Annotated in this window: 12 protein-coding genes and 1 pseudogene; 3 read left to right on the top strand and 10 right to left on the bottom strand. The window is 69.0% G+C overall.

The window, feature by feature from the left end; genetic code table 11:
- Positions 1-521: 521 nt before the first annotated feature.
- Together ABZV42_RS32565 and ABZV42_RS32560 are read left to right on the top strand one after the other, a co-directional pair.
- Positions 522-791, top strand: coding sequence for a type II toxin-antitoxin system prevent-host-death family antitoxin (locus tag ABZV42_RS32565; RefSeq protein WP_356054986.1), 270 nt, complete (start codon positions 522-524; stop codon positions 789-791).
- Positions 781-1,239, top strand: coding sequence for a type II toxin-antitoxin system VapC family toxin (locus ABZV42_RS32560; protein ID WP_356054984.1), 459 nt, complete (start codon positions 781-783; stop codon positions 1,237-1,239). Before ABZV42_RS32565 ends, ABZV42_RS32560 begins: the two co-directional genes overlap by 11 nt.
- A gap of 453 nt (positions 1,240-1,692) precedes the next feature.
- Here ABZV42_RS32560 and ABZV42_RS32555 read toward each other — a convergent pair whose 3' ends face one another.
- Both ABZV42_RS32555 and ABZV42_RS32550 read right to left on the bottom strand, forming a co-directional pair.
- The gene (locus tag ABZV42_RS32555) at positions 1,693-2,811 is read right to left on the bottom strand and encodes an acyl-CoA desaturase (protein ID WP_356054982.1); all 1,119 of its coding nucleotides are present in this window, start codon (positions 2,809-2,811) and stop codon (positions 1,693-1,695) included.
- Between the two features lie 7 nt (positions 2,812-2,818).
- Positions 2,819-3,874 carry a ferredoxin reductase gene (locus ABZV42_RS32550; RefSeq protein WP_356054980.1) on the bottom strand — a complete coding sequence of 352 codons (1,056 nt, stop codon included), beginning with the start codon at positions 3,872-3,874 and terminating at the stop codon, positions 2,819-2,821.
- Between the two features lie 86 nt (positions 3,875-3,960).
- Between ABZV42_RS32550 and ABZV42_RS32545 the strand changes: the two genes are divergently transcribed.
- Positions 3,961-5,100 (top strand): helix-turn-helix domain-containing protein, encoded by a 1,140-nt coding sequence (locus ABZV42_RS32545; protein ID WP_356054978.1) that lies wholly within the window; start codon positions 3,961-3,963, stop codon positions 5,098-5,100.
- 497 nt (positions 5,101-5,597) lie between these two features.
- Here the strand turns inward: ABZV42_RS32545 and ABZV42_RS32540 are convergent, their stop codons facing one another.
- The 8 genes and pseudogenes from ABZV42_RS32540 to ABZV42_RS32505 all read right to left on the bottom strand — a co-directional run bounded on the left by ABZV42_RS32540 (position 5,598) and on the right by ABZV42_RS32505 (position 12,583).
- Complete coding sequence (locus ABZV42_RS32540) at positions 5,598-7,178, bottom strand: cation acetate symporter (RefSeq protein WP_356055016.1); 1,581 nt, start codon at positions 7,176-7,178, stop codon at positions 5,598-5,600.
- A 26-nt stretch (positions 7,179-7,204) separates the two neighbouring features.
- Positions 7,205-7,648, bottom strand: coding sequence for a DUF485 domain-containing protein (locus tag ABZV42_RS32535; protein ID WP_356054976.1), 444 nt, complete (start codon positions 7,646-7,648; stop codon positions 7,205-7,207).
- Between the two features lie 152 nt (positions 7,649-7,800).
- Positions 7,801-7,896 (bottom strand): annotated as a pseudogene (locus ABZV42_RS32530) (transporter); the annotation flags it as partial.
- Positions 7,897-7,909: 13 nt separating this feature from the next.
- Positions 7,910-8,926: an aromatic ring-hydroxylating dioxygenase subunit alpha gene (locus tag ABZV42_RS32525; protein WP_356054974.1), complete on the bottom strand. Its 1,017-nt coding sequence runs from the start codon at positions 8,924-8,926 to the stop codon at positions 7,910-7,912.
- Positions 8,927-8,928: 2 nt separating this feature from the next.
- Positions 8,929-9,153 (bottom strand): recombinase-like helix-turn-helix domain-containing protein, encoded by a 225-nt coding sequence (locus ABZV42_RS32520; RefSeq protein WP_355989645.1) that lies wholly within the window; start codon positions 9,151-9,153, stop codon positions 8,929-8,931.
- Positions 9,154-9,182: 29 nt separating this feature from the next.
- The gene (locus tag ABZV42_RS32515) at positions 9,183-10,121 is read right to left on the bottom strand and encodes a PDR/VanB family oxidoreductase (protein ID WP_356054972.1); all 939 of its coding nucleotides are present in this window, start codon (positions 10,119-10,121) and stop codon (positions 9,183-9,185) included.
- A gap of 38 nt (positions 10,122-10,159) precedes the next feature.
- Positions 10,160-11,785, bottom strand: coding sequence for a thiamine pyrophosphate-binding protein (locus ABZV42_RS32510; RefSeq protein WP_356054970.1), 1,626 nt, complete (start codon positions 11,783-11,785; stop codon positions 10,160-10,162).
- Between the two features lie 9 nt (positions 11,786-11,794).
- Positions 11,795-12,583 carry an SDR family oxidoreductase gene (locus ABZV42_RS32505; protein WP_356054969.1) on the bottom strand — a complete coding sequence of 263 codons (789 nt, stop codon included), beginning with the start codon at positions 12,581-12,583 and terminating at the stop codon, positions 11,795-11,797.
- Positions 12,584-12,596: the final 13 nt, after the last annotated feature.

Below are 12,596 nucleotides of genomic sequence, written 5' to 3'. Positions count from 1 at the left end.
GGGGCGGGCCACCCCGCCGTGTCGAGAAGCTTGCCGTGGTGGGAGCACCACCGGCCGAAGCTGTCGTTCGCGTAGCTCCAGCCGCGTTTCCTTTTTTCGTAAGGCCCTGGACGGCGCCCGACGGCTCGGACTTCCTGCCTCGCCGGAGAAGCTGGCCGGCCTCGTGTCCCGTCGCAATGCCTTTGCTGGCGGACGGCCTGGTACACGCGGCCCTCGACAAACCCATGGTCGACGAGGTGCTCGCCGCCGCGGACCGGGCATGACGGTGGGGTGGCCAGCTCTCGCTGCGCCTCGGCCGGTGCGGTACCTGGCCAGGGCCGTCGGCTCCGCAAGATCTATGGCCAACTGCGCAGCCGGATATTGTGCGGCCCTTGCCGGGCGGAGCGTTCCTAGGCTGGCTGCACCGCAAACCGCCAGCCGTGGCTAGCGCCAGGCCGCCTTCGAGCAGGCTTGCTCGCTGCTCCATCTCCCTGGTGCTACCAGGTAGCACCAGGTGGCACCATTACGTTATTGTGGAGAATATGACAGCTCAGCCCGAAGTTACCCAACGTGACTTGCGCACGAGATCTAAAGAGATCATGGACGCTGTTCAGCGAGGTCAGGCCTTCACTGTTACCAGGGATGGTCATCAGATCGGTGAACTGGTCCCCTTGCGTCGGCGTAGGCGTTTCGTCTCGCGTGGTGAGTTCGCGGCCATGTCCCGAACGGCGCCCGACATCTCGCTAGACACCTTCCGTGGGGATCAGGAAGATGTCGCAGCCCAGGGGATGGACGATCCCTATGCCCGTTGAGCATCAGCAGGGTCTGCTGGATACCAACATTATGATCCTGCGTCGATGGGTCGATCCTCAAGAACTTCCCGCGGAAGTAGCCATCAGTTCGATCACTCTGGCGGAACTCTCCGCGGGGCCCCATCAGGTCCGTGGCAACAGGGAGCAGAGCGATTATGACGAACACGCGGAACGGGCGCGCCGCATGGATGTCCTCCAGCGTGCTGAGAACGAATTCGATCCGATTCCCTTCGATGCAGAAGCCGCCCGTATCTATGGCAGGATTTGCGCAGCAGTGATGAGTGTGGGTCGTACCCCGCGCCGTCGAGTGGCTGATTTGATGATCGCTTCGATTGCCGCAGCCGAGGGGCTCCCGCTCTTCACCACCAACCCGGATGATTTCAAAGGTCTTGACGGCATCGTGACCATTGTTTCGGTGTCACGACCGGTGACCTCGCACGACCGGTAAGCAGTTGACGCCTTTACCTGCCTGAGGACAGGTGATTTCGGCCCGTACTGCTCCGCAGTACCGCCATAACTTCGGCTCGCCCGCCCACCCCGGCAGCAGAGCCGGGTCGGACACAGGGACGGCGGGCATCGGTTCCGGCAGTGTCCACGGCCCAGCCCCATGCTTTCCACCCAGCCCGCCCGTCGGCAGACCGAGTGCGCGTACGTACCCGACCACCGGTCCGACCATGGCAGGTCAGCGCAGTGCAACACCTCGCCGGGCGTGCCGGGGGCTGTGAGCTGAGCTCCTGGCGCACGTCCGGGTAGTAGCGCAGCCGGACACCGGGCTGCCCCCGGATCCCGTGTCGTACGGTCTGCCGTCGCGGTCGCCCACCGTCCGCAACGGATCTCACCGAAACCGGCCGTACCGGCGGTGCCGCCGGTACGGCCGAAGGACCTGAACCAGGACCGGGAATCAGGCCGCGACGAGCTCTTTTTCGCGGTCCGGCGTCTTGAGCTTGGGCTTCTTGTTCGGCAGGGAGAGTCGGAAGACCTTGTGCCACGCGGAGAACACCTGCTTGGGCAGCGGTCCGGTGACGTACTCCAGCTCGTACTTGTCGAACAGCGCGCGCACCTTCACCGCGACCTCGGCGTACCGGTTGCTCGGCAGGTCCGGGAACAGGTGGTGCTCGATCTGGTGCGACAGGTTGCCGGTCATGAAGTGCATGGCCTTGCTGCCGCTGATGTTCGCCGAGCCCATCATCTGGCGCAGGTACCACTGGCCGCGCGTCTCGCCCCTGATCGACCGGCGCTCGAAGACCTGCACGCCCTCGGGGAAGTGCCCGCACATGATCACCGAGTGGGTCCAGATGTTGCGGACCACGTTCGCGGTGAACGTGGCGGCGAGCGTGGTGAGGAACGACGGGCCCGACAGCAGGGGGTGGATCACGTAGTCCTTGAGCACCTGCTTGCGGATCTTGCGGCCCACGGCCCTGGCCCGCGCGCGGAACTCCGGGGTCTTGCGGCGGCGCTTGTGCAGGTTCTTGCCGAGCTCCAGGTCGTACGCCGCGATGCCGTACTCGAAGAAGCAGGCGTTGATGAAGTTCCACAGCGGCTGGCCGAGGTGGAACGGGTGCCACCTCTGGTCCTCGTCGACGCGCATGATGCCGTAGCCGAGGTCGTTGTCCTTGCCGATCACGTTGGTGTAGGTGTGGTGCAGCTCGTTGTGCGAGTGCTTCCACTGCTCGGCCGGCGAGACGTGATCCCAGTCCCAGGTGGTGGAGTGGATCTTCGGGTCGCGCATCCAGTCCCACTGGCCGTGCAGGATGTTGTGGCCGATCTCCATGTTGTCCATGATCTTGGCCACGGACAGGCCGGCGGTGCCGATCAGCCACGCGGGCGGGAAGATCGAGAACAGCAGCACGCCCCTGCTGACCAGTTCGAGCTTGCGCTGCGCCGCGATGACCTTGCGGATGTAGGCGGCGTCCTTCTCGCCGCGGGCGGCGATCACCTCGTCGCGGATCGCGTCCAGCTCGCGGCCGAGCTCCTCGATCTGCTCCGCGGTCAGGTGGGCGGTGGGGTCGATGGCGGTCAAGGTGCTCCTACCGTTCGATGTCGCAGGGGCCCGCCGCGGCGGACACGCAGGTCTGGATGAGGACGCCCGGTTCGGCCTCGGTGATCTCGCCGGTGCGCAGGTCGCGGACGGCGCCCGCCTTGAGCGGTGTGACGCAGCCGAAGCAGATGCCCATGCGGCACCCGGACGGCATGAGCACGCCGGCCTCCTCGCCGACGTCCAGCAACGGCGTGGCGCCGTCCGCGTCGACGGTCTTGCCGGTGGTGCTGAACGTGACCTGGCCACCGTCGCCGGCGACGACGATGCCGGGGCGGAAGCGTTCGGTGTGCAGGCGCTCTTGGACGCCGTGTTCGCTCCAGTGTTTTTCGGCGGCGTCGAGCAGGCCCGCGGGACCGCAGGCCCAGGTCTCACGCTCGGCCCAGTCGGGCACGAGTTCGTCCAGACGGGCGATGTCGAGCATGCCGTCCGTGTCGGTGTGCAGCTCGGTCAGACGCAGCTTCTTGTCCGCGACCAGGTCGTGCAGATCGTCGCGGAAGATCACGTCCCCCGGCTGCGGCGCGGAGTGGACCATGACGACGTCGTCGAACTCGGTGTCGCGCAGCATGCCCATCACCGGCGTGATGCCGCTGCCGGCCGTCAGGTAGAGCACCTTGGCGGGCTTGGCCTTCGGCAGTACGAAGTCACCGGTCGCCTGGTCGAGCTGGATCAGCGTGCCCGGTTTCGCCCTGCGGACCAGGTGGTTGCTGACCTTGCCGTCCGGGATCGCCTTCACGGTGATCGTGACGCGGCCGTCCTGGCGGTTCGTCGGCGAGGTGAGCGAGTAGGCACGCCACAGGCGCACCCCGTCGACGTCGATCCCGATCCGCACGTACTGACCGGCCGTGTGGCCGCGCCAGCCCCGTCCCGGTCTGATCACGATGGTCGCGGCGTCGTCCGTCTCGGGGTGCACGGCCTCGATGCGCCCCCGCAGGTCGGCGCCCGCACGCAGCGGGCTGACCAGGTCGAGGTAGTCCGACGGCAGCAGCGGCGTCGTGACCATCTCCAGCAGTTTCCATGCCCTGCTGCGGAGGGCTGCACTCGTCATGATCCCAGCTTGATACGCCTCAGGGCGTAAAGTCCTGTCCGCAGGACGTAAATCTGGTCGGTGGAATTGTTCGCAGGGAACAAAAAATGAGCCATGTAATCCGGAGGGCCACCGAACTGGCCCTGGACGAGACGACGGTCACCGCACTTCGGGCGGCGCTGAAGACGACCGCCGACGAGGTCGTCCAGGCGATCATCGACGAGGTCCCTCCCTACGCCAACGCCCTTTCGGGCCGCATGGGCGCCACCATGCGCCGAGCCGTCCGTACCGCCCTGGGCCACTACCTGGACCTCGCGAGCGGGAACGCCACGGGCGGCGACGGCGGTGACGCAGCCTACGAGTTGGGCCGCGGCGAGGTGCGCGACGGCCGTTCGATGGACGCCCTGCTCGCCGCCTACCGCGTCGGCGCCCGCGTGGCCTGGCGATGCCTGGCCGCCGGTGCCGTACCCGCAGGTCTGCCCGCCGCCGAGGTCGCCAAGTTCGCCGAGCTGACCTTCGCCTACATCGACGAGCTCTCCGCCGCGAGCGCCGCGGGCCACGCCGACGAACTGGCCGCCCGCGGCCGGGCCCATGAGCGCCACCTGGAACAACTGGTCCGCGACCTCCTCGCCGACGCGAGCCCGGACGTGCTGCTGGCCTCCGCCCAACGGGCCGGGTGGCAGCCTCCGGTCTCACTGACCGCGGTCCTGCTGCCCGCCGCCCAGGCCCGGCCCGCCTACCGCACCCTCGACCCGAGCACCCTCGTCCTCGACGATCTGCCGGACGCCGTCGGCGTGCTGCTCGTCCCCGACGCCGACCGAGCACATCTTTTGAGGCAGTTGACCGACCGCACCGCCGTGGTCGGCCCGGCCCGGCCATGGACGCGCGCGTCCGCCTCGTACGCACGAGCCGTACGCGCACGCTCCCTCTCCTGCGACATCCGCGACACCGAGGACCACCTGCCCGAACTGGTGCTCAGCGCCGACACGGACGCGTTCGCGGACCTGCGTGCCCGAGCCCTCGCACCGTTGCGGACCCTGCCCGTCGCGACCGCGCGGCGCCTGGAGGAGACGCTGCGGGCATGGCTGCTGCACCACGGCAGGCGGGACGAGGTGGCGGCGGCGTTGTTCGTCCACCCCCAGACCGTCCGGTACCGGATGTCGCAGCTGCGCGAACTGTTTCCGGACCTCGGCTCCCCGCACCGGGTCCTCGAACTGACGATGGCGGTCGGCCTTCGGGCCGGCTGACGCGTTGTTCGACCGTCCACGACCGCGTCCGCGACCGGTCCAGGAATCGTGCCTCGTCCTCGGTGCCATCAGCTGGCTCATGCGGCCCGGGAAGAGCAGCATCAGCCAGCCGAGACTGGGGGTCGTGGTGGCCGCAGACCGGCCACCACGCTCCGCCCGATGTCACCGCCCTGGCGCACCTGGAGCCATCACAGGGCGAGACTGACCAGGCCGGTACCCGTTCAGGGCCCCGGCGTTCTCCCCTGGAAGTCCGGTTCGAGGTGATCTCGTGGTCCACTCGAGTACGGCAGCGACGGCCCGCCGGCACGAAGCGTGGTCGGAACATGCGGGCAGCTCGACCCGCTCACGCCCCGTCCCCTGCACATCGGCACGGACGGGGTGCTCTACGCGTGGGCAGGACGGCGCGGCGCGATCGAGCCGGCCGGCCGGCGCCTGGTACGGGAAGCCCGGGGCGTTGCCACGTCCCCGGCGTGCCCTGCGCTGTAGCGGCTGGGGCGTCAGCCTCCTCGTCGGGCCACCCCGGCAAGGATCCATGCCTCGACCGCCTCGTACTGCCGGCGCTGTTCCTCCGCGTTCCGCCGCCCCGAAAGCATGGTTCCTGCCCAGCCGAGCGCGAAGCCCAGAGGTATGGAGACCAGGCCGGTGGTGGTGAACGGGAACCAGTTGAAGTCGGAGTGAGGGAAGGCGGAGAAGGGGGAACCGGAGACCAGGTTGGTGCCGGTCATGAGGACGATGGTGACGAGCGTGCCGCCGATCAGGGTCCACAGCAGGCCCGTACGGGTGTAGCGGCGCCAGAAGAGGCTGTAGACCAGTGCCGGTGCCAGTGCCGATGCGCCGAGGGAGGCCGACAGCAGGGCCAGCGGCTGCAGGTTGTGGTGCTGCACGAGGGTGGCCAGAAGGATGGTGAGGGCGCCCACCGCCAGGGCGGACACCCGTGCGAGGGTCATCTCTCGGCGAGGGGTCGTCTCCTTGCGCCGGCTGGCGAACACGTCGTGCGCGAGGGTGTTGGCGCAGGCCAGGATCATGCTGGCGACCGATGCCAGCAGGGTGAGGAAGAGCGCCGTCGTGACCAAGGTGAACAGGAATGATTCGGCCGACGAGACGTCGGCCCCGAGCGCGGCACGCGACCCCAGAAGATAGGCGGTCCTGCCCGTCGGGTCGGCACCTGCGATCGTCGCGCGCCCGATCAGCGCCGTCGCGCCGAAGCTGACGATCATGGTGATCAGCATGAAGAGGGCCACGCACGGCACCGCCCAGGACATCGACCGGCGCACCTGGCGGGCAGTATTCGCGGTGTACATGCGCATGGTGACATGCGGCAGGCAGGCGCCGCCGAGGACGACGGTCATCTCCGAGCTGATCATGTCGAGCCGGGGGTTGGGCCCGTCGGCGAACTCGAGACCGGAATGCAGGAAGGACAGCCCCACCCCGCTGTGTGCTGCTGCGGCGGAGAACAGCTTGCCCATGTCCCAGTCGAACTGCCGCAGGATCAAGGCGGCGACTATCGCACCGGAGCCGAACAGCATCACGATCTTCAGAATCTGGATGAGAGCGGTGCCCTTCATCCCGCCGATCGCCGCATAACTGATCATCAAGGCGCCGACGCCCACGATGCACCCGGTCTTGAGCGAGTCGCTGGAGAAGCCGAGGATGAAAGCCAGCAGATCACCGGTGCCGGCGAGCTGAATGAGCATCATCGGCACCAGCGCCGCGATGGTCGCGGCGCACGCGGCGATGCGCACCGCGCGTCCGGGCATCCGCCGCGCAAGCACGTCACCCATGGTGAACCGGCCCGCGTTGCGCAGCGGTTCGGCCAGCAGGAACATCAGCAGCATGAGGGAGAGGGCTATGCTCAGCGCCAGAACCACGCCGTCGTACCCGTCGAGCGCGATGACCCCGCCCGTGGAGAGGACCGTCGCGGCGGAGATGTAGTCACCGGCGATGGCGAGGCCGTTGCGCATCGGCGACAGCGATCCGTACCCCGTATAGAACTCGTCGAGGTCGTCTCCGTCGGGACCTGTCATCACGCACAGCAGCAGGATGATCGTGGCGACCGTCGTGAAGGCCATCAAAGACATCGCCTGCGCCGAACTGCTGAAACCGGTCAACGTCCAGCTCCCCGCTCGGCCTGCAGTCGGATCCGGTCCGCGATCGGGTCGACCCTGCGGCGCGCCGTGGACTCATAGAGCCCGATCGCCACGCAGGTGACCGGAACCTGGATCAGCCCGAGCAGCAGCCCCGTGGACAGACCGCCCGAGACGGTGCCCGTCATCAGCGAAGGCGCGAACGCGGACAGGACGAGAAAGAGGGTGAAGTACCCGAGCGCCGTGCACGTTGCCACGCGCCGCAGGGAACGGTAGGCACTGCGCAGGACACGCAGGTCGCTGTGGCGGCCGAGTGCCGGATAGCGCGGCGTCGTTCCCCTGTCGGGCTCCGGATGCGGCTGCCAGGGGTAAGTGAGATACGAGGGGGACAAGTAGGGCGCGGGGCCGTGCGGCGCTGCCCGGTGGTGCGGTGGGTGGTCGGGGAACCCGAACTCGTCTGGCATCCCGTTTCTCCTTGTGCGACTCAGGGTTCATGTGGGACCGAAGGGAAGCGGGGGGTGAGCGCACGCTACTCGTACGCATCAGGTTTTAGCGAGAGTAAGTACAGACCAATTGACCATGGGTGCCCGTGGGTTCAGTCGGCTTCCGGGTCACGGTGCTCGAACTCGGCCCGGTGATCCATCAGCCACGAGAGGGAGAACAATCCCTGGTGGATGACGCCGGCATCGATGTCCCGCTCGTACTCAATGATGAACGGCGAGCCGTCAGGCGCCCGCCGACGACTGGGCCTCGGCCGCCGCCCTGTACAGCCGGCGCAGCCGCACCACCCCCAGGTCGTGCTGGTACAGATTCTCCCGCTGGTCGGCGTCGGCCGGCATGGCCTCCAGCATGACGCGGTCCTGCTCCAGGACCTCCCAGTGGCGCTTCTCGATCAGCGTCCTGTAGAGGAAGCGCCAGGACGCCCGCTGCCAGTCCTCGACACGGCGATAGCGCCAGAAGAAGACGCCGGTGCGCTGCTCGTCCACCGGGCAGACCATGCCCACGATGCCGAACGGTCCGCCGGGGCCGGCCGACGGCGGGTACGGGATGGACAGGTCGACCCAGTCCACGCCGGTGCGGCACAGCTCCACCCAGTCGAAGTTGACGCCGCGCTGGTCGGTCTTCTCGAAGAAGTAGCCTCGACCGGTCTCCCGGATACGGAACTTCGCCGTCGTGTCACCGTCGAACATCGTGTGGGAATCGTGGTGCAGAAACGCTCCGTGCATCGGGTCGAGCAGGTTCTCCACGGCGTACCGCCAGGGCGTGTCCCATTCGGCGTAGCACAGGAACGCATCCACCTCGGGGTCCGTCAGCGGCTCGGGCAGCGTCAGCGCGGCCGGATCCGGGTGCTCCTCGTCCCCGAAGTAGGCAAGGACCGCGCCCGCGACCTCGCGTACCGGTAGCGAAGTGACCAACTTCTTGCCCTCCAGGCTGCAGCCGGGCAGCCCGGGGACGGAGGAGACCGTGCCGTCGGGCTCGACCTCGACTCCGTGGTACCAGCAGGCGACCCGGTCACCGAGGTGCTTGCCGAGCGAGAGCGGCGCACCGCGGTGGGGGCAGCGGTCGGCGAGCATGGACAGGGCGCCGTCGGAGCGGCGGAACAGCAGCCACTGCTCGCCGAGCGCGGTCACCTTGCGCATCGCGCCCGGGGCGACGAAGTGCGAGGGGACGACGGGGTGCCACTGGTTGCGCAGACCGGTGGCATAGATGTGGTCCGCCGTGGCGGAGGACGACAGCGTCATGGTCAGGCTCCCAGTCGGTTCATCTCGGCGCGGAAGGATTCCACGGTCCACGGTGTGCCGTCAGCGGCGTGAAGCTGTCGGGCGTTGAGCCCGCGCACCACGTCGGCCAGTTCGTGTCCTTCGACGGTGAAGACGTCTTCGAGGGTCGCGGCGAGCTTGTACTCGTAGGGGCTCGGCTCGTGCGTACGGGTCTGGTGGACGTCCAGGTACGGCCAGGTGTCGGTCACGGTGTCTCCTGAAAAGTGCGGGGAAGGTGTCACAGGTCGAGGACGAGGCGGCTCGTGGAGGCACACCGGGAGACGCAGATCATCATGGTGGCGCCGGCGGCACGCTCGGCCTCGCTGAGCAGGAAGTCGCGGTGGTCGGGGGTGCCGTCCAATACCCGGGTCTCGCAGGACCCGCAGATCCCGTCGCGGCACGAGCTCGGGACGTCGAGCCCGGCGCCCTCCACGGCGTCGAGAATCGAGGTGTCCGCGCCGACGGTGAGCGTCACCCCGGAGGTGCGGCACTCGACCTCGAAGGCCTCATCGTCGCCCGTGCGTTCCACGAGCGGTGCGGCGAACCGCTCCAGGCGCAGCCGGTCCTGGTGGCAGCGCGCCTCGACGGCGGTGAGCAGCGGTTCGGGGCCGCAGGAGTACACCAGCGTGCCGTCGGGCAGCTCTGCGAGCGTGGCATCCAGATCGATGTGGCCCAGTTCGTCCTGCGGAACGAGTGTGACGTCACCGTCGAGCGCGGCAAGTTCCGAGATGAACGCCATCGAGGCCCGCCCTCGGCCGCCGTAGACCATCCGCCATGCGGCTCCCCGGCGGGCGGCCTCCTGGGCCATCGCCAGCAGCGGGGTGATCCCGATGCCACCGGCGACGAACACATAGGCGTCGGCATCCTCCAGCGTGAAGTGGTTGCGCGGTTCGGAGACCGTGACCGGCTGCCCGGGACGCAGCTGCGTGTGCACATACCGCGAACCACCGCGCGAGGCAGCTTCGTTGAGCACCCCGATGCGGTAGACGTCCGGCACGTGCGGGTCGCCGCACAGGCTGTACTGGCGGACCTGGCCGCCGACATGGACGTCGAGATGCGCGCCCGGCGTCCAGGCGGGCAGGGGTTTGTTGTCGGGGTGAGTCAGTTCGACGGACAGTACGCCCTCGGCCTCCCATGTCATACGACGGACGATCAGCTGCAGCGAGTTCTCGCTCATGGCCTGTTGCCTCCATACCGGCAGTACGGGCGGCCGGGCTACTGGCCCGGGATCCGCACGGGCGGGGTGAACGGGATCTTCATCGGGCCGAGTTCCGTCAGATCGACCTCGACGAGGGTCGGTCCCTGTGAGGCGAGGGCTTGATTGAGGACCGGTTCCGCGTGTTCCTCGGCCGCGATGCGCAGATACGGCAGCCCGCAGGCGCGCGCCAGCAGTTCGAAGTCGGGGGTGACCAGGTCGACCCCGGAACGGCGCTCGCTGTAGCGGTCCTGCATGTTGCGCAGGACGCCGTAGCCGCCGTCGTTGAAGACGATCAGCGTCAGGCGGGGGCGTTCCTGCGCGAGGGTGAGGAGTTCGCCGAGGTGGACGGCGAGTCCGCCGTCCCCGGCGATCACGACGGTGGGCGCGCCGGGCCGGGCGAGCGCCGCGCCGATGCCCATGCCGAGCCCCTGTCCGATGCCGCCGCCGCGCGGGAAGATGTTGTCCCGCGGGTCGTACACCTCCAGCAGCCGGTTGCCCCAGCTGCTGGAGGCGATGGTGACATCGCGCGCCACGACCGCCTCGCGGGGCAGGACGGCCCGGATCGCGTCGCAGATCGCAGCCTGCGGTCCGATGTTGTCGTGCAGGATCGCCCGCACCTGCGTGCGTACGGCGGCGACGCGGTCGCTCCAGCCGGCCTCCGCGGGCCGGGCGTGCGGCAGCAGTGCGGCCAGGGCGGCCGCCGCATCGCTGTGGAGCGCGTGGGCGACCGGGTACACCCGGCCGAGCGCGGCCGCCTCGACGTCGGCCTGGATGTGTGCCTCGGGGAGTTCCAGCGTGTAGTCGGCGGTCTCGTTGGAGCGGAAGTGCGTGCCGATCGTGAGCAGTACGTCCGCTTCGGCGAGCAGAGTGCGCACCGCGGGGGTGGTCGCGAAGTTGCCGATGACCTGTTCGTGGTCCTCGGGCACGGTGCCGCGCCCGGAGTTGGAGGTGAGCAGTCCCGCTCCGGTCGTCTCCAGCAACCGGGCCAGCTCGCCGCGCGCGGTCACCGCGCCGCCACCGGCCCAGATCAGCGGCCGGCGGGCCGAAGCCAGAAGCGCCCCGGCGGCCGCGATTTCACTGTCCGTGGCAGTCGGGACGGCGGGCGCGGACAGCTCGACGGGCCCGTCGCTCTGCGCCGCGAACTGGAGGTCGATCGGCCACTCCACACTCGCGGGGCCGCCCGGCGTGGCGAGCGCCGCACGGGCCGCCTCGCGCAGGATCCGGCCCGCCTGTTCCGTGTCCGGCACACTCGCCGCGTACGCGGAGACCGCGGTCAGCATCCCGAGCTGGTCCTTGGTCTCGTGGATGAACCCCCGCCCGCTCCCCAGGAATTCGCTCTCCACCTGGCCGGTGATGTGCAGCACGGAGCTGCCTGCGCTGAGCGACTCGATCAGCGATCCGGCCGCGTTGCCCGCGCCCGTTCCGGTCGAGGTCAGTGCGCAGCCCAGAGTGCCCCGGGCCCGCCCGTAGGCGTCGGCCGCGTTCACGGCCGACGCTTCGTGCCGTACGGGGACGAAGCGCAGTTCGCGGTCGACGGCTTCGACGAGCGGCAGATTGTGCACGCTGACGATGCCGAAGACGGTGTCGATGCCGAGTTCCCGCAGGACGGTGACGAGGAGATCGCCTCCGGTGTCGTATCGCATGGTCTCTCCTCAGAGGATGGAGCGGCCGACGCCGCCGCAGACGTCGATGCTGGTGCCGGTGATGTACGAGGCGCGCGGCGAGAGCAGGGTGACGACCGCGTACGCGGCCTCCTCGGCCCGGCCGAGGCGGCCCAGCGCGATGCCGCGGTCGGCCGCAAGTTCGCCCTGCCACTCCTCGTAGGTTCTGCCCGAGTCCGCTGCCGCGTGGCGCCGGGTCCACTGACCGGTGTCGATGAGCCCGAGACAGACGGAGTTGACCCGGACGCCGTCGGCGGCCAGTTCGACCGACAGGGACTTGGAGAGGTTGAGGATGCCGGCGCGTGCGGCGCTCGTCGTGATCAGCCGGGGCTCGGGCTGCTTGGCGAGGACCGCGTTGATGTTGACGATGCTCGCCGCGCCGGATGCGGCGAGATAGGGGCGCGCCGCCTGCACAGGATTCAGCACCCCGGCGAACTTGAGCTCCAACTCGTCGCGCCAGTCCTCGGCGGTGGAGTCGTCGAGCCTCTTCATCCGGGACTGTCCCGCGTTGTTGACGAGTCCGTCGATGCCGCCGAACTCCTGTGCGGCGCGCCGGACGAAGTCGCGCACGGCGTCGGCGTCCCGTATGTCGCACACGCCGGTCAGCAGGCGGTCACGCCCGGCGCCGAGCCGGGCTGCTGCCTTGGCCAGCCGGTCGGCGTCACGGCCGCAGGTGGCGACGCGGGCGCCCTCGTCGAGCAGGACGCGGACCGTGGCCAGGCCGACGCCCGAGCTGCCGCCGGTGACCACGATGGTGCGGTCGGCGAGGCCCAGATCCATAACTCGTCTCTCC

The organism is Streptomyces sp. NPDC005281, assembly GCF_040607495.1.
Taxonomy (GTDB): domain Bacteria; phylum Actinomycetota; class Actinomycetes; order Streptomycetales; family Streptomycetaceae; genus Streptomyces.
This window is presented reverse-complemented; position numbering and strand designations above follow the sequence as displayed.

Coding starts and splice junctions, on each gene's coding strand:
- ABZV42_RS32525 (WP_356054974.1), bottom strand. CDS start 8,926: ATGACGCTGTCGTCCTCCGCCACGGCGGACCACATCTATGCCACCGGT.
- ABZV42_RS32515 (WP_356054972.1), bottom strand. CDS start 10,121: ATGAGCGAGAACTCGCTGCAGCTGATCGTCCGTCGTATGACATGGGAG.
- ABZV42_RS32545 (WP_356054978.1), top strand. CDS start 3,961: ATGAGCCATGTAATCCGGAGGGCCACCGAACTGGCCCTGGACGAGACG.
- ABZV42_RS32565 (WP_356054986.1), top strand. CDS start 522: ATGACAGCTCAGCCCGAAGTTACCCAACGTGACTTGCGCACGAGATCT.
- ABZV42_RS32550 (WP_356054980.1), bottom strand. CDS start 3,874: ATGACGAGTGCAGCCCTCCGCAGCAGGGCATGGAAACTGCTGGAGATG.
- ABZV42_RS32540 (WP_356055016.1), bottom strand. CDS start 7,178: ATGTCTTTGATGGCCTTCACGACGGTCGCCACGATCATCCTGCTGCTG.
- ABZV42_RS32560 (WP_356054984.1), top strand. CDS start 781: ATGCCCGTTGAGCATCAGCAGGGTCTGCTGGATACCAACATTATGATC.
- ABZV42_RS32535 (WP_356054976.1), bottom strand. CDS start 7,648: ATGCCAGACGAGTTCGGGTTCCCCGACCACCCACCGCACCACCGGGCA.
- ABZV42_RS32510 (WP_356054970.1), bottom strand. CDS start 11,785: ATGCGATACGACACCGGAGGCGATCTCCTCGTCACCGTCCTGCGGGAA.
- ABZV42_RS32505 (WP_356054969.1), bottom strand. CDS start 12,583: ATGGATCTGGGCCTCGCCGACCGCACCATCGTGGTCACCGGCGGCAGC.